Annotated in this window: 10 protein-coding genes; 4 read left to right on the forward strand and 6 right to left on the reverse strand. The window is 70.7% G+C overall.

Annotated features, from left to right (window positions below; all coding sequences use genetic code 11):
- Nucleotides 1-20: 20 nt before the first annotated feature.
- Entirely contained in the window at nt 21-3,194 is a 3,174-nt protein-coding gene (locus tag DFJ64_RS09060) for a sacsin N-terminal ATP-binding-like domain-containing protein (RefSeq protein ID WP_245941025.1), read from the reverse strand.
- Nucleotides 3,195-3,228: 34 nt separating this feature from the next.
- Here DFJ64_RS09060 and cutA point away from each other — a divergent pair, with 34 nt between their 5' ends.
- Nucleotides 3,229-3,552 carry a divalent-cation tolerance protein CutA gene (gene cutA / locus DFJ64_RS09065; protein ID WP_115850069.1) on the forward strand — a complete coding sequence of 108 codons (324 nt, stop codon included), beginning with the start codon at nt 3,229-3,231 and terminating at the stop codon, nt 3,550-3,552.
- Between the two features lie 43 nt (nt 3,553-3,595).
- Here the strand turns inward: cutA and DFJ64_RS09070 are convergent, their stop codons facing one another.
- Both DFJ64_RS09070 and DFJ64_RS09075 read right to left on the reverse strand, forming a co-directional pair.
- The gene (locus tag DFJ64_RS09070) at nt 3,596-5,059 is read right to left on the reverse strand and encodes an NsdA family TPR-like regulatory protein (RefSeq protein ID WP_147304655.1); all 1,464 of its coding nucleotides are present in this window, start codon (nt 5,057-5,059) and stop codon (nt 3,596-3,598) included.
- A gap of 386 nt (nt 5,060-5,445) precedes the next feature.
- On the reverse strand, nt 5,446-6,555 hold the full coding sequence (locus DFJ64_RS09075; protein WP_115851938.1) for a LacI family DNA-binding transcriptional regulator: 1,110 nt from the start codon (nt 6,553-6,555) through the stop codon (nt 5,446-5,448).
- A gap of 196 nt (nt 6,556-6,751) precedes the next feature.
- On the opposite strand from DFJ64_RS09075, the gene DFJ64_RS09080 reads away from it, so the two are divergent.
- Together DFJ64_RS09080 and DFJ64_RS09085 are read left to right on the forward strand one after the other, a co-directional pair.
- Nucleotides 6,752-8,731: an ABC transporter substrate-binding protein gene (locus DFJ64_RS09080; protein ID WP_115850071.1), complete on the forward strand. Its 1,980-nt coding sequence runs from the start codon at nt 6,752-6,754 to the stop codon at nt 8,729-8,731.
- A gap of 59 nt (nt 8,732-8,790) precedes the next feature.
- On the forward strand, nt 8,791-10,275 hold the full coding sequence (locus tag DFJ64_RS09085; RefSeq protein ID WP_115850072.1) for a sulfatase-like hydrolase/transferase: 1,485 nt from the start codon (nt 8,791-8,793) through the stop codon (nt 10,273-10,275).
- Between the two features lie 75 nt (nt 10,276-10,350).
- On the opposite strand, the gene pheA is transcribed toward DFJ64_RS09085, so the two are convergent.
- The gene (gene pheA, locus DFJ64_RS09090; RefSeq protein ID WP_115850073.1) at nt 10,351-11,289 is read right to left on the reverse strand and encodes a prephenate dehydratase; all 939 of its coding nucleotides are present in this window, start codon (nt 11,287-11,289) and stop codon (nt 10,351-10,353) included.
- A 194-nt stretch (nt 11,290-11,483) separates the two neighbouring features.
- Between pheA and DFJ64_RS09095 the strand changes: the two genes are divergently transcribed.
- Nucleotides 11,484-12,494 (forward strand): aldo/keto reductase, encoded by a 1,011-nt coding sequence (locus DFJ64_RS09095; protein WP_115850074.1) that lies wholly within the window; start codon nt 11,484-11,486, stop codon nt 12,492-12,494.
- A gap of 52 nt (nt 12,495-12,546) precedes the next feature.
- Here DFJ64_RS09095 and gndA read toward each other — a convergent pair whose 3' ends face one another.
- Both gndA and DFJ64_RS09105 read right to left on the reverse strand, forming a co-directional pair.
- Nucleotides 12,547-14,025, reverse strand: coding sequence for an NADP-dependent phosphogluconate dehydrogenase (gene gndA, locus DFJ64_RS09100; protein WP_115850075.1), 1,479 nt, complete (start codon nt 14,023-14,025; stop codon nt 12,547-12,549).
- Nucleotides 14,022-15,383, reverse strand: coding sequence for an anhydro-N-acetylmuramic acid kinase (locus tag DFJ64_RS09105; RefSeq protein WP_281268498.1), 1,362 nt, complete (start codon nt 15,381-15,383; stop codon nt 14,022-14,024). Before DFJ64_RS09105 ends, gndA begins: the two co-directional genes overlap by 4 nt.
- Between the last annotated feature and the right edge of the window lie 2 nt (nt 15,384-15,385).

Raw genomic sequence — 15,385 nt, forward strand, 5'->3', positions numbered from 1 at the left:
GGTCCAGCACGATGCGTCGCTCAGTCGTCGTAGACCGACTCGGCGAGCAGCTCGGGCAAGCGGTCCGGTTCGGCGAGGACGGCGGCGATCGCGTGCCGCTGGTCCCACCGGCCAGCCGCCCACGCCAACGCTCGCGCCAACCCTTCCCCCGTGGCCGCGTGCGGCCGGCCCTCGTCGTCGACCCACCAGTCGACCGGATGCCCGTCGACCCGCAAGTCGTCGTGCTCCCACCATGCCCGCGGGACCTCGGGCAGGAGCCGACGGACCGCGGTCGGAACGGGCAGCCGGACACCGTCGTCACTCACCACGCCCTCCGCCGACTCCGAGGCGAGCGGGATGTCGAGCAGATCGGCGAGGGTGTCCGCCGCGGCACCGGACGCGAGCACCTGGCCACCGAGGTCCGTCCGTTGCGCCCACATGGGGTCGTCCACGACGACCGCGTCGCGGGTGGACACCACCTGGGTCCGGTCGCCGGTGAGGACCCGAACTCGTTCCGGCGCCGGGCCCTCGAGCGCCGAGGAGTCCAGGTCCTCGAACTGCGCCCACAAGGCCAGCATGGTCTCCACCGGCACGGTGAGGGAGGGGTCGGCGAGACGGTCGAGGATCCGCCGGACACCTCGCGCGTCGAGGTCGCCGATGGTGCGGACGAGGCCCAGCGCGGCGCGGATCCCCGGGTCGAGGTCGGCCACCCACGCGGGCGGCTCCGCCAGCAGCGCGGCGAGCGCGGGGTCCGCGTCCGGGTCGGCGAACGCCGTGATCGGTTGCCCGTCGATGCGGACGTGCCGGCGAATCCACCACGCGGTGTACGACGACACCCGGACCACCCGGTCGGGATCTTCCACGTCCCGCACGCGGACCGGCTCGGCCAGGGCCTGCCGGGTCTCCCGCTCGCTGGCGAGGAGGGACAGCGCGCGTGGCCACGCGTCGTCCCGGACGAAGTCCAGGTCCCGAATGGCGCTCATCTCGTCGACCCGAGCACCGAGCACGCCCGGCGATTCATCGGGCCCTTCGCTGGCGAGCGCGTCGAGGGCGGCATGGGCCCAGGCCTCGATGTCGTCGAGGTCGGCGAGGTGGTCGGGCAGCGCGGCCACGTCCACGTCGGTCGCGGTGAGGACGCTCAGTCCGCGCGCGACGCCGACGGCTTGGAGCACCTCAGGACCCCACCGCTGGAGCAAGGAGTCGTTGACAGTGCTGAACTCCTCCGGATCGAGGATCTCGTGCGCGGGGGACCCCGGCAGCACGAGCCCGTTGGCCGGGACCGACTGGCCCTCCGCGTCGAGCAGGGCGAGGTCGCCCAGCCAAGGCAGCTCCTCGTGGGTGAGCTCGCCGGCGTCGAGCGCCGCGGCGACGAGGGAGAGGACGCTGTCCGACACAGCCGTGGGATCCTCGGCGTCGAGGGAGTTCTCCACGGCCACCCGCACGGCGCCGTCCTCGAGCAACGCTCGCGGCCCTGCCATGGTCGCGCCCAAGCGAACGAGCGCGTCGGAGGCCGCGTCGGCGGCGGCCTCCGGATGGACCAGGCGCAACCCGTACGGCGCGAACACGGCGAGCGCCTCCGCCGACACACCGGCGGCGCCGGGCAGCAGGAGCCCGCGGGCGCCTCGAACGACGCGCCCGTCGACCAACGGGACGGGCAGCGCACCGAGGGCGTCCCGCAGACCCGGGTCCGCGGCGGCAGGCGCCAAGGCCACGTAGAGGTCGTGCCACCAGCGCGGTGGGAAGGCGGTGGCCTGTCCGGCGAGCTCGTCCACCAGGTCGGCCAGCGAGAGCCGGCGGACACCGAGCGCGTCGTAGGCCGCCTGGTCACGACGGCGGAAGGGGACGAGCCCACCCACCACGGGGGCGAGCAGGCGTAGGAGGGAGTCGTCGGCTCCATCGATGGCGACCGCGTCCCGAGGCCGCACGACGCCACCCGCGACTGTGCGAAGGATCGGCGTGTCGGGGAGCCGGCGGAGGATGGCCTCCCGCAACGCGGCGTCGAGCCGCCCCGCCGCCAGCCCCACGGGTACCAGCGCCACCACGTCGTCGCCGGCCTCCGCGCGCTGGCGCGCCAGCTCGGCGTACGCCGTGGCCGCTTCCTCCACCAGACGATCGGTGAGCGGGCCGGGCGCGACGTGCCGGCGCGTGGGGTCGAGCGGGAAGGACGCGAGGAGCATGGCCGGCAGCGACAACGGCTCGTCAGTGGGAGTCGGTGCGTGGACCACGCTGGGCGTGGCGAGGGTGTCGCCCGCACCCGCCAGCGGCTCAGCGTCCGTGCTGACCTTCGGCAGCGCCCACAGCACCGACCAGAACGGTCGATCCCTCTCCTCGGTGGGCCGGTCGGCCAGGAGACGCGCCCGCTCCTCCGCCGTCCAGGTGCCGCCGCAGCGGTAGGAGTGCCAGCGGCTGTCGACGTTCTCCAGGACCCGAACGCCGGACTCGTCGACGTCGATCTCCACGCGTGCGAGTCGCGGCAGGGCCAGCAGGAGAGCGTCGTCGGCTTGGGCGAGGAGGCGACGGACCAGGTCGGCCGCGGCCTCGTCCCGCAGGGGTAGGACGACGGCGGTGTCGAAGCCCTCCGGAGGCTCCCCTTCGGCGGGGAACGGTAGCCGGAGCACCGGGACGTGCCCGCCGCGCCGGCGCAGCTCCGCCCCCAGGCCGGGTGCGGTGGCCGCCGCCTGCTCCACCAACGCCACGGTGTCGGCGCGAGAGAACCGCACGCCGCCGCTCCGGGACACGATCGTGGGCTCGTCGGTCACCGCGAGGACCGCCGCGAAGCCCACGCCGAACCGACCCACTGGCAGCTGGTCGTCCGACGACTGGCCGACCTCGTCCCGTTTCGCCGAGGCGCGCAAGGTCGCGAGCGCCTCGACACCCGCGGCGGTGAGGGGAGCACCGACGTTGGCGGCGACCAGGACCGGGCCGCCCGACTCGGCCCGCGCGCGTTCGTCGTCACGCAAGGTGAACCGGAGGCGTCCGGGCACCCCGGCCCGGGCGGCGGCGTCAGCGGCGTTCTGGGCGAGCTCGACGATGAGTCGGTCACGGTAGCCGCCGAGCGCGAGGTCCTCTTCGGTGTTGGCGTCTTCGCGAAAGCGGGCTGGCGAGGCCTGCCAGGCCGCGAGCACCCGGTCGCGGATGGCGGCCGTCCCGAACGGATCGTCCACCCCGAAATTATTGACGCTCACCGGCACGCCCACGCCCGACCGCGAGGTCACCGGGCTCGCGTCGCCGCACGGTTAGCCTTCCGGGATGCAGCACGAACACCTGCTCGTGACGACGACGTGCGACGACGAGGAGAGGGCACGCACCCTGGCTCGGTCCGCCGTCGAAGCGCGGACGGCCGCGTGCGCCCAGGTCGTGGGACCGCTGACCTCCACCTACTGGTGGGACGGCAAGGTCACCGAGTCGAAGGAGTGGATGGTGGTGTTCAAGACCACCGCCGAGCGCTTCCCCGACCTGGAGTCTCACGTCAAGGTTCACCACACGTACGAGGTCCCGGAGCTGGTCGCGACTCCCGTCACCGGTGGGAGCTCGGCCTACCTGGACTGGATCACGCAGGAGACCCGCCGCTGATCCGCGGCGGGTCTCCCGATCGCCCCCGGCGGGACCTGAGGGCTTACACCAGGGTGGCGAGCCGGGCGGACAGGTCGGAGAGGACGGCGACGTCCCGCCGCGGGGCGATCAGCTGATGAAGTTCGCGGAGCCGTCGGCTGCCCAGGCTGGCCTCCTGCGCCAGCGTGACGTCCAGCGCCTCGTGAGCCAGCTCCGCGCCGCGCTCGTACTGCTGCCGGTAGATCTGCGCGGTCGCGACGTCGGCGAGGATGATCGCCTTCACCTTCGCGTCGGTGTCCGGGAGGGCACTGATCACCTGGTCTGCCACGCTTTCCAAACCCCGGTGACGCAGCCGGACGTACGTCGTCACGGTGAGGCTGCCGAGCCGGGACCCGTTGTAGAACCTCGTCCAGACACGTTCCTGCTCGGGCTCGGCGTAGTCGAACGCGGTCGTGGCCCGCTCCAGCGCGCGCAGGGCTTCCGCCTCCTCACGCAACCCTGCCTGGCATTCGGCCAGTCGAGCGGCGATCCACGAACGGGTGGCGGCATGGCTTCGTCCTCGCGCCATGCCCTCGGCCTCGATCAGCACGTCACGGGCCTGGGTCAGTCGTCCGGCGGCCTCCTCCAGGTAGGAGCGGTAGGTGAGGACGCAGGCGAGCAAGGGGCCGTCCCCTGCCTTCCGGGCCGCAGCCGCCGCCTTGTCATACCAGCGAAGAGCGCTCGCGTAGTCGCCCCGGTCGAACGCGAGCCAGCCGTACAACGCCAACGACTCTCCGACAGTGGAGAGGAGCCGGCCTTCCAGAGCGCTCGGGACACTTCCTTTGAGAATCCGGCCCAGCCGACGGAGGTGGTCGTTGAGCGCGGGCGTCAGCTCTCGCGCGGGTACCGTCTCCTCTCGTCGGAACAACTCCGCGGTACGGCGTTCGAGATGCTCCACGGACGCGAGGTCGAGGGTCGTCGACCTGTCCAGCACCCGCGCCAGACGATCCCACGACTCGCTCTGGGAGGCGGGAATGCCAACCAGGGAGAGTCCCAACAGGGTACGGCGGTGCATGTCGTTGTCTTCTCCAAAGCTGTCAGTGTCCCTGCCCACTGAGTGACGGGTCGCCTGGAGCGGCCCTCGTTGGCGGGCCGTTCCGTGACGGTCCCCCGTCGCGTGCTGCGTCAACGGTCTGGGGGTCAACGGTCTGGGGGTCAACGGTCTGGGGGTCAACGGTTTGGGAGCCGACGTGCTCTTGGTCGGCTTGGTAGGCGGCGGCTTGTAGGTGATGTCGAACCACGCGTAGTCCGCCGGCATGCGCAGTGCTTCGGCCCAGCTCGCGAGCGCGTCGAGGGTGCGGACGCGATTGCGACCGTGCTCGATGCGCGAGACCTGGGCTTGCGTGATCCCGACCCAGGAGGCGACCCACTCCTGGGGGATGATCCGGCCGTGCGCGGGGTGGGTGCGGTAGGCGACGGAGACCGCACCCATGTCGCGGGTCTCCCTCGCCCGCTGCATCTCTGGTGTCGACCAGAACTCCGGTCCCATCTGGGGCGCTGTCGCCGGTGCGCTCGCCTTGTGCCGCGAGCACGGCGAGCAGAGTTGGCCGGCGTTGTCACGCGCGAGCCTGCCCTCGCACCCGCACGGACAGGCACAGCTTCGAGCACCGGATGCCATAACCGAAGCGTAGCGAGACGATTGCGATACGTTGTATGGTATGCGTAACCTGCATACGGTATGCGTGAAACGCGTCGTATGCGCGTGACGTGTGTGCTTATGTCGACTTTGTCGGGAAAGCTCTGACTGCACGGCTCGGCGGTTGGCTGCGCCCCGCCCCGTCTCTGCCCCGGCCGCCGGGCCGACAGCTCACCGCGTCAGGTCCGCCAGACGGCGGGCCTGGCCGCGGTCGCTCCCCGTTCGCGTCGTCGCGACACTCAGCCGTCGAGGGCGGTCACCCGCCGTGCCGAGGACCGCGGAGTCGACAAGGCTCCCGTGCTCTCCGGAACGACGGTGCTCTCTCGAACGATGGTGCTCTCCCGAACGACGAGCTGGAAGCCGACATGCACCCGACGCGGGGGCAGCGTTGCTCGACTCGACACCCGCCGGTCCAGCAAGTCGACCGCGGTCTCCGCGATCGCCCGCTTGTCCGGTGAGATCGTCGTGAGGGAGGGAACGGCAATCCGCCCGTAGGGAATGTCGTCGTGCCCGACGATCGCGATGTCCTCGGGAACACGTAGACCACGTCGGTGGATGCTTCGGAGCGCGCCCAGGGCCAGCAGGTCGGTGAAGCAGAACACCGCGTCGGGTGGGTCGTCGAGGTCGAGCAGCTGGTCCATGGCGGCGGCCCCGATCTCACCGACGTACCGAGCGGCCTGGCCGATGAGTGCGGGATCCACGTGCAAGCCCGCCTCGGTCAACGCCTGCTGGTAGCCCTCGAGCCGTTGCCGAGCGGCGCCTCGGGCGCGGCGCCCCATCGCGCCGATCGCGGCGACACGTCGTCGGCCAAGGTCGATGAGGTGCTGGGTCGCGGTCCGCGCGGCCGCCACATTGTCGATCGAGACGTGGTCCAGCGTGGCGTCATCGATGACCTCGCCGATGAGCACGATCGGGGTCGAGCTCGTCCGGCGGCGCAGCGCCGCGGCGCTGATCCGACTGGGGCTGTAGATCATGCCGTCGATCCGCCGGCACAGCCTGCCGTCAATGATCTCTTGCTCAAGGTCCTTGTCGCCCAAGGTCTGCTCGATGAGCACCACCCACGAACGCTGCTGCGCGACCTCGACGACGTGCCGGGCCAGCTCACTGAAGTAGGGCATGTCCAGCTGCGGGATGACGAGCGCGATGACCCCCGTCCGGCCTCGCGCGAGGTTGCGCGCGGACAGGTTGGGCTGATAGCCCAGCTCCTCGATCGCCTGGAGAACTCGCTTCCTGGTGTGCTCGGCGACGAACGGATGGTTGTTGACCACGTTCGACACGGTCTTCTTCGACACGCCCGCGCGCGCCGCCACATCGGCCAGTCGCGGCCGGCGCGCCTGTCCACGCACCATCCCGTCCACCATCTCCGTCTCGCCTTGTTCGCCGTGTCGTCAGGCGTGCCCTGACCACCCACCCTGGTGGTGGGACCGTCGTCGCTGGGTGGCTCGTCGCTGGGTGGCACCGTATCCCGCCGTTGTCCCGACGTGACCGCCACCGGTGTCTTTACACCGGTGCATACACCGGTGTAAACAGGCAGCGGAGGTCGCCATGGACGAGTCCACCAGCCGGCGAGCGGGTCGGCGAACGTACACCCGGCGCGCCGCCCTGACGATGACCAGCCTCGGCCTCGTCGTCGCCTCGGCCTGCGACGCCCTCTCCACCCAGCCGCGGGGCAAACCCAGCCCGAGCGCCCGTCAACGCGACGGCAAGGAGCCCCCGCAGCTGGCCGAGCAGGTCGCCGCCGGCGAGCTTCCGCCGCTGAGCGAGCGGCTTCCGGACAATCCCATGGTGGTCGAGCCACTGAAGGAGATCGGCCGCTACGGCGGTCAGCTGATCCTGCTCGGACTCCACGAGGTCGTCGACGTCAACACGACGATCGGCTACGAGAACCTGGTTCGCTGGAAGCCCGGCATCGAGACCGACCTCACCGCCGACCAGGTCATTCCCAACGTGGCGGAAAGCGTGGAGGTCGGCGCCGACGGCGCCGAGTACACCTTCCGGCTCCGCAAGGGCATGAAGTGGTCGGACGGCGAGCCGTTCACCGCCGACGACATCCTGTTCTGGTACACGAGCGTCGCCAGCAACCGCGAGCTCACCCCGGTGCCGATCGACTGGCTGGCGGTCGACGGCAAGCCGTTCGAGGTCGCCAAGCTCGACGACCACACGGTCGTGTTCCGCTTCCCGCAACCCAACGGTCTGTTCCTCACCAACCTCGCCACCCAGCGCGGGACGCCGATCACCGACTTCCCAGCGCACTACCTGAAGGATTTCCACCCGGACTACGTCGACGTCGAGAAGCTGGTCGCCGAGTCCGACAGCGACTCCTGGGTGGACCTGTTCTGGTCGAAAGCCAACCGGCAGGAGAACCCGGAACGCCCGGTCATCGACGCCTGGCAGCTCACCACCGCGGTCGCCGACTCACGTCGCCCCGTGGCGGTACGCAACCCCTACTACTGGAAGGTCGATCCGGACGGGCGCCAGCTCCCCTACATCGACCGGGTCGTGTTCGAGCTCGTGCAGGACGAGGAGACCGCGGTCCTCCGCGCCACCAACGGTGAGTTCCACCTGGTCGACCGCGACATCACGACGCTGCGGAACAAGCCGGTGTTCGGACGCAGCCGTGAGGAGGGCGGATACGAGTTCTTCGAGACGATCCCGCAGCAGATGAACCAGATGATCATCATGCTGAACCTCACCCACAAGGACCGCGCGCTGCGGGAGGTCTTCCAGAACAAGGACTTCCGTATCGGCCTGTCACACGCGATCAATCGCGACGAGATCATCACCGCGGTCTTTCAACGCCAGGGCGAGCCGTGGCAGGCCGCGCCCCGCCCCGAGTCGCCCTTCTACCACGAGCGGCTCGCCAAGCAGTACACCGAGTACGACCCGGCGAAGGCCACGGAGTACCTGGACAGGGCCCTCCCGAGGAAGGACGCACGCGGCCGGCGACTCCGCCCGGACGGCCGAGCGCTCTCCTTCCAGGTCGAGGTCACCACGAACTTTCCCGACCTGATCGACGCGCTGGAGCTGGTGCGGCAGCACTGGCGCGCGGTCGGTGTCGACATGAGCGTGCGGAGCGAGCAGCAGAACCTGTTCTTCGAACGGATGGAGGCCAACGCTCACGACGCCTGCGTGTGGATCGGCGGTGGTGGGCTCGGGGCCACCATGGACCCCTTCTACTACATGCCGTACAACTTCAACACCCGGTACGCGATGCCGTGGTACTTCTGGTACTTCGATCCGAAGGACGAGCGCGCCGAGACACCGCCGCCAGCGGCACGACGTCAGATCACGTTGTACCGGCAGCTGCTCGCCACCAGTGATCCCGCACGCCAGGACCAGCTCATGCGGGCGATCCTCGACATCGCGGCCGAGGAGTTCTACTGCATGGGCGTCGCGTTGCGAGGCCGGGAGTACGGCCTGGTGCATGCCAAGCTCCGCAACGTGCCGAAGGTCTCGATCACCGGCTGGCTGCACGCGAACCTGATGCCGGCGAACCCCCAGCAGTTCTTCTTCGCCGAGGACTGACTCGTCGCCGTGGACTGACACCAGGGGGCCAGGACGTCGACGACCGCGAAGGGGCGCGCATGACCGAGCTGCCGAACATCCTGCTGGTGATGACCGACCAGCACCGAGCCGGCTTCACCGCCGGCGAGGGTTTCCCGCTGGACACGATGCCGTTCACGGACTCCCTCGCCGCAGCCGGGACGCGCTTCCGCAACGCGTACACGACCTCGCCCGCCTGCGTACCGGCCCGCACGAGCCTGCTGACTGGACGGTTCCCCACCGCGCACCGGGTTCGGCAGAACTCCGCCACGCACCACGTCCTGCGCGGCGACGACCTGCTCGACGTGCTCCGTCGGGCTGGCTACTCCCTGCACTTCGCCGGCAAGACCCACATGTACCGAGGGCGGCAGGACTTCGACAGCTTCGCCGGCCCGTACTGGCACGAGCGCGGCCCGGAGGGCAGCCAGCAAGACCAGGCGTTCTCCGCCTGGCTGCGTTCGATCGACCATGGGCCGACCACGGAGCCGACGCCGTTCCCACTGGAGTGCCAGTTCCCGTACCGCATCGTCTCCGACGCGATCGCGGGGCTGTCCCGCCGCGACCGCGGCCGACCGTTCTTCGGCTGGGTGTCGTTCCCGGAGCCGCACAACCCCTACCAGGCGCCGGAACCGTACTTCTCGATGTTTCCGGAGGAGGTCGTCCCTGACCGACTGTGCGGTCCGGAGGCGGCCCGAGCCAAGGGTGGGGCGTGGCGCTGGCTCGCGGATCTGCTGGAGAGCAAGCGCCCAGGGTACGACCGGCTGTGGCGCCGCTACCGGGCCACCTACTGCGGCATGCTCCGGCTCATCGACGACCAGATTCGGCGGCTCGTCACCTGGCTCGACGACGACGGCTGCCTCGACGACACCCTCATCATCCTCCTCGCCGACCATGGCGACTACGTCGGCGAGTACGGCCTCCAGCGCAAGGGCGCCGGCATGCCTGAGGCGCTCATGCGCGTCCCGTTCGCCGTGCGCGGACCGGGCGTGCGAGCGCACGACAACAACCGCGACTTCGTCTCCCTGGTCGACGTCTTCCCGACCTTGTGCGAGGTGGTCGGCGCCGACATTCCCGACGGTGTGCAAGGACGCAGCCTGTGGCCGCTGCTGACCGGTGCGGACTACCCGGTGGAGGAGTTCGGCGAGATCTACGCCGAGCGTGGCTTCGGCGGGTTGCCGTACGAGGAGGACGCCCGGATACCGCTGCACTTCCCGTACGAGGGGCCGACGTACGACGAGCTCAACAGCGTGACCCAGAGCGGGACGACCAGGATGCTGCGGCACGGGCGGTGGAAGCTGCTCTACGACGTCACCGGACGCGGTGAGCTCTACGACCTCGAGCGGGATCCGATGGAGCTCGACAACCGGTGGGACGATCCGGACCTCCGCGACGTGCGCGCCCGGCTGACCGAGCGGCTGCTGTGGTGGTCGACCCGCGTCGTCGACGACCTGCCGCGAGCGCGCTACGAGCCACGTCGGGCGCCCCGCAACTACTACGCGCCCTTCCGGGTTCGCGAGACCGGCTGAGTGGGACCGAAAGCACGCCAGGACCCCGAGGTCTCCACCGTCGCGCGCTCAGGGTGAGCTCTCGGACCGGGTCCGTCAGACGCGGCCCTCCTTCAACGCCGCGAGCCACGCGGCGGCGCTGGCGAAGTCGGCGTCGGTGGTGCCGGGCCGTGGGCAGACCCGCACCCCGTCCGCCCGCGGATACGAGCCGAGGAAGCGCACCTCGGCGCACACCCGACGCAGGCCCATGAGGGCCTCACCCACCCGGGCCTCGGTCAGGTGACCCTCGCAGTCGATCGAGAAGCAGTACTTGCCGAGCCGTTCCTTCGTGGGCCGGGACTCGATCCGGGTGAGGTTGATGCCCCGGATCGCGAACTCCTCCAGGATCTCGAGCAGCGCGCCTGGGTGGTCGTCTCGAATGAACGCGACGACGGAGGTCTTGTCCGCCCCGGTAGGCGCCGGCGGCGGCGCCGGACGGGAGACCACGACGAACCTGGTCACCGCATCCGGGGTGTCCTCGATCTCGCTGGCCAGCACGTCCAGGCCGTAGTGCCGGGCGGCGACCGGCGGCGCGATCGCGGCGTCGAACTCCGACGTCTCCTCGGCGACGGCGGCGGCCGCGGCCGCGGTGGAGGAGGCGAGCAGGACCTCGGCGTGCGGGAGCCGCTCGGCCAGCCACTGGCGGCACTGGGCCGCCGCGTGCGGATGGGTCACGATCCGCTTGCAGTCCTCCAGCTGGGTGTCGGGTCGGGCCAGCAGGGCGAACGAGACCCGCAAGAGGATCTCCCGGGTGATCATGAGGTGCCCGTTGGCGAGCTCGTCGAGCGTGACGGGCACCGCGCCCTCCACCGAGTTCTCGATGGGCACGACGGCGGCGTCGGCGGCGCCGGAGCGGACGGCGTCGAGCGCGGCGGGCACCGTGTCCGCCGGGGTCAGCTCCGCCTGCTCGGCGTCCGGCAGGGTCCGCAGCGCGGCCTCGGTGAAGGTCCCAGCCGGGCCGAGGTAGGCGTAACGCGTACGGGGGGTGTCGACCACGCTCTTGAGCGTACGAGTCGCTGTCCTGGATCGGCCGCTCGACCCCCGCACCGGCCGACGGATCTGATAACCCGGCGATTCGGGCGAGTCGTAGGCCGCCGTCCGCTGTGCTTTGGGAGAGTCCGCTGATTGGTCTGGGATCGGCGATTGAAAATGGATCGGTAACCCGGGCCAACGTTGCCTAGCATCCTGGCATGCAGATCAACAACGCGACCACCCGCCGTCTGGGGCGGTCCGACATCGAGGTGAGCGCGCTCGGCCTCGGATGCTGGGCGATCGGCGGACCGTTCTCGATGTTCGGCCAGCCGGACGGGTGGGGTGAGGTGGACGACGCCGAGTCCACCCGCGCCATCCGCCGCGCCGTCGAGCTCGGCGTGACCTTCTTCGACACCGCCGACGCCTACGGCACCGGCCACAGCGAGCGCGTGCTCGGCCGGGCCCTCGGCGCGCACCGCGACCAGGTGGTGATCGCCACCAAGGTCGGCTACACGTACGACGAGGAGCGACGCGAGCTCACCGGCACCGACGCCTCTCCCGCCTACATCAAGCGAGCGTGCGAGGCGTCCCTGCGCCGTCTCAACACCGACTACATCGACCTGTACCAGCTGCACGTCGGAGACCTGTCGGAGACGCAAGCCCAGGACGTCCGCGCGGTCCTGGAGGACCTCCTCGACGCCGGGACGATTCGGGCGTACGGCTGGAGCACCGATGACGTCGAGGGCATGAAGGCCTTCGCGTCCGGCGGACGCTGCGCGGCCGTCCAGCACCAGCTCAACGTGTTCGAGCTGCTCGACCCCGACAGCAGCGCCTTCGCCATGCTGCGGCTCTGCGACGAGCTCGACCTGGCGAGCATCAACCGCTCACCGCTCGCGATGGGGCTGCTGACCGGCAAGTTCACCGCGGACACCCGACTGCCCTCCGACGACGTCCGCGCCAACGCGCCATGGCTGCGGTGGTTCCGCGACGGTCGACCGGCGCCCGACCTGTTGCGACGGCTCGACGCAGTCCGCGAGATCCTCACCAGCGAGGGACGCACGCTCGCCCAGGGAGCGCTCGGCTGGATCTGGGCGCGGAGCGAGCGCACCATCCCCATCCCGGGCTTCAAGACCGTCGCCCAGGCCGAGGAGAACGCCCGGGCCTTGGAGTTCGGCCCCCTACGACCGGAGCAGGTGGCCGAGATCGACCACCTGCTCCGTGCCGAGTGACGTCATCGAAATGCCAGGCACCTAGGAGGACACCCGGCGACTGACTCGGCGCTCACGCCTCCCGCTCGGACCTGTCGCCCGACCAGTCGAGGTGGAACGTGCCGTCGGCGTCGATCCGGCGGTAGGTGTGGGCGCCGAACAGGTCCCGCATCCCCTGGATGAGGGCGGCGGGCAGCCGGTCGCGCCGCAGTCCGTCGTAGAACGCCAACGTGGCCGAGAAACCTGGGACCGGAACGCCGGCCGCGGCCGCCACCGACACCACACGGCGCCACGACGCCTGCCCCTCGCTGACCGCCTTCGCGAAGTACGGGTCCACCATGAGCGACGGCAGGTCGGGTCGCTTCTCGTAGGCCTCGCGGATCCGGTCGAGGAACCGGGCGCGGATGATGCACCCGCCCCGCCAGATCGTGGCGATCTTGCCGAGGTCGATGTTCCAGTCGTACAGCTGGGAGCCGGCCCGGATCATGTCGAAGCCTTGGGCGTAGGCGACGACCTTCGACGCGTACAACGCCCGGCGAACGTCCCCGACGAAGGTGTCCGGGTCGTCGATCGAGACCGCCTCCGTTGGCCCCGCCAGCAGCTCGCGAGCCGCTGCCCGCTGCGCGGCGTGGGCCGACAGGGACCGGGCGAACACGGCCTCGGCGATGCCGGACACCGGGCTGCCGAGGTCGAGGGCGATCTGGACGGTCCAGCGACCGGTGCCCTTCTGCTCGGCCTGGTCGAGGATGACGTCGACGAGTGGCTGGTCCCCGCGCGGGTCCTTCGTCGCGAGCACCTCGGCCGTGATCTCGATGAGGAACGACTCGAGGTCCCCCTCGTTCCAGCCGCGGAAGATTTCCGCCAGCTCTGCCGGCGTCTTGCCCAGGACGGTGCGGAGCAGGTCGTACGACTCCGCGATGAGCTGCATGTCGGCGTACTCGATGCCGTTGTGGACCATCTTCACGAAGTGGCCCGCGCCATCGGGACCGACGTGGGTGCAGCACGGGGTGCCGTCGACCTTGGCGGCGATGGACTCCAGGATCGGGCCGAGGGTCTGGTAGGCCTCCGGCGTGCCGCCGGGCATGATGCTCGGCCCGTTGAGCGCGCCTTCCTCGCCGCCGGAGATCCCGACGCCGACGAAGTGGATGCCGCGCTCCCGTAGCGTCGACTCGCGTCGGCGGGTGTCGATGAAGTGGGCGTTGCCACCGTCGACCACGATGTCGCCGGGTTCGAGCACCTCCGCGAGCTGGTCCAGCACCTCGTCCGTCGGAGCGCCGGCCTGGACCATGACGATCACCGTCCGGGGGCGCTTCAGCACCGCTGCCAGCTCCCGCAGGGAGCTGGTCGGGACGAAGGTCCCCTCGCTGCCGTGCTCGGCGATCAGCGCGTCCGTCCGAGCCTGGGTGCGGTTGTGAACCGCCACCACGTGGCCGTTGCGGGCGAGGTTCCTCGCCAGGTTGCGGCCCATCGTGGCGAGCCCGGTGACGCCGATGTCCGCCAGTGGCGCCTGGGTCTTCGTCGTCTCGGTGCTCTCGGTCGTCGTCTCGGTCATGGTGCGATCCTCTCGCTTCCCCCGTGCAGGATCCGGAGCCGGGTCGGCACGCTGCCGGCGGGGGAGGGTAGCAGGAGGGGTCCCGACCCCGGCGTGAGCGACCCCAGGAGGGCCGCCGAGCGAGCGCCCGTGCAGGCGGGGACCGTCGCCGGGAGACCGTGGACGGTGAGGAAGCCGAGCAGGGCGAACGCGTACGCCTCCTTGCTGTCGGCCGGGAGCCCGAGGTCGTCGATCGGGCGTAGGACGAGCCCTCGCCCGCCGGGATCGGTCAGCCCAGCCCTCGGCGAGTCGGCGTCGGCTGAGTCGAGCACAGCTTGCTCGACAGCGGCTGGCTCGGCTCCGGGTGACCCGGCGCCGAGTGACGTGGCGCCGGTCAGCTCCGCGATGCGGCGCATGAGCCACGAGTTGCGCACGCCGCCTCCCGACACGACGAGCTCACCGACCGCGTGGGCCGCGCACTCCCGCGCGACGAGCCGCGCCGTCAGCTCGGTGACCGTGGCCACGATGTCAGCTGGGGGCAGCTCGGGGTGAGCCGCCAGCCGCCGGTCGAGGTAGCCGGCGTGGAACAGCTCCTTGCCGGTCGACTTCGGCGGCGGGAGGTCGAAGTACGGGTCGTCCAGCAGCGCGGCGAGGAGCGCGTCGTGCACCGTTCCGGACGCGGCACGTCTGCCGTCCACGTCGTAGGGCTCGCCGAAGTAGCGCCGGCAGGCGAGGTCGATGAGCGCGTTCGCCGGGCCGAGGTCGTAGGCGAGGACGCTCCCGTCGGGGCGGATGAGGGTCATGTTGGCGATCCCGCCGAGGTTCAAGGCCGCCTTGGCGCGCGGCCCGGGCGGGAGCAGCAGCACGTCGAGGATGCTCACCAGCGGCGCACCCTGTCCACCCAGTGTGATGTCCCGGGAGCGCAGATCGGAGACGACGGGGACGCCGGTGCGCTCGGCGATCCACGCCGGCTGGCCGAGCTGGAGCGTCCCACGCGCCCGCCCGTCCTCCACCCAGTGGAAGACCGTCTGCCCGTGCGAGACGACCAGGTCGGCGTGCCCTCCGGCGAGCTCCGCGATCCCACGGGCCGCCGCCTCGGCGAACGCCTGCCCGAGGAGGGTGTCGAGCCGGCAGACCTGCTCCAGCGTCGTCGTGGCCGGTGGCAGGACCTCGGTGAGGAGGTCTCGCACCTCGGCGCTGTGTGGTTGCTCGAGGGCACCACGAGGCCGCAGCAGCACCTCCTCGCCGTCGAGGCACAGATCCGCCACAGCCACGTCGATCCCGTCGTAGGAAGTCCCGGACATCAGGCCGACCACGCGGCACACCTGGCCTGGGATGGGCCTTCCGGTCGGGTTTGTCCCGCTGGACGTTGTCGCCATCG

This window comes from Thermasporomyces composti (assembly GCF_003386795.1).
GTDB classification, from domain to species: domain Bacteria; phylum Actinomycetota; class Actinomycetes; order Propionibacteriales; family Actinopolymorphaceae; genus Thermasporomyces; species Thermasporomyces composti.

Coding starts and splice junctions, on each gene's coding strand:
- DFJ64_RS09080 (WP_115850071.1), top strand. CDS start 6,752: ATGGACGAGTCCACCAGCCGGCGAGCGGGTCGGCGAACGTACACCCGG.
- DFJ64_RS09085 (WP_115850072.1), top strand. CDS start 8,791: ATGACCGAGCTGCCGAACATCCTGCTGGTGATGACCGACCAGCACCGA.
- DFJ64_RS09095 (WP_115850074.1), top strand. CDS start 11,484: ATGCAGATCAACAACGCGACCACCCGCCGTCTGGGGCGGTCCGACATC.
- cutA (WP_115850069.1), top strand. CDS start 3,229: ATGCAGCACGAACACCTGCTCGTGACGACGACGTGCGACGACGAGGAG.
- gndA (WP_115850075.1), bottom strand. CDS start 14,025: ATGACCGAGACGACGACCGAGAGCACCGAGACGACGAAGACCCAGGCG.
- DFJ64_RS09075 (WP_115851938.1), bottom strand. CDS start 6,555: ATGGTGCGTGGACAGGCGCGCCGGCCGCGACTGGCCGATGTGGCGGCG.
- DFJ64_RS09070 (WP_147304655.1), bottom strand. CDS start 5,059: ATGGGACCGGAGTTCTGGTCGACACCAGAGATGCAGCGGGCGAGGGAG.
- DFJ64_RS09105 (WP_281268498.1), bottom strand. CDS start 15,383: ATGGCGACAACGTCCAGCGGGACAAACCCGACCGGAAGGCCCATCCCA.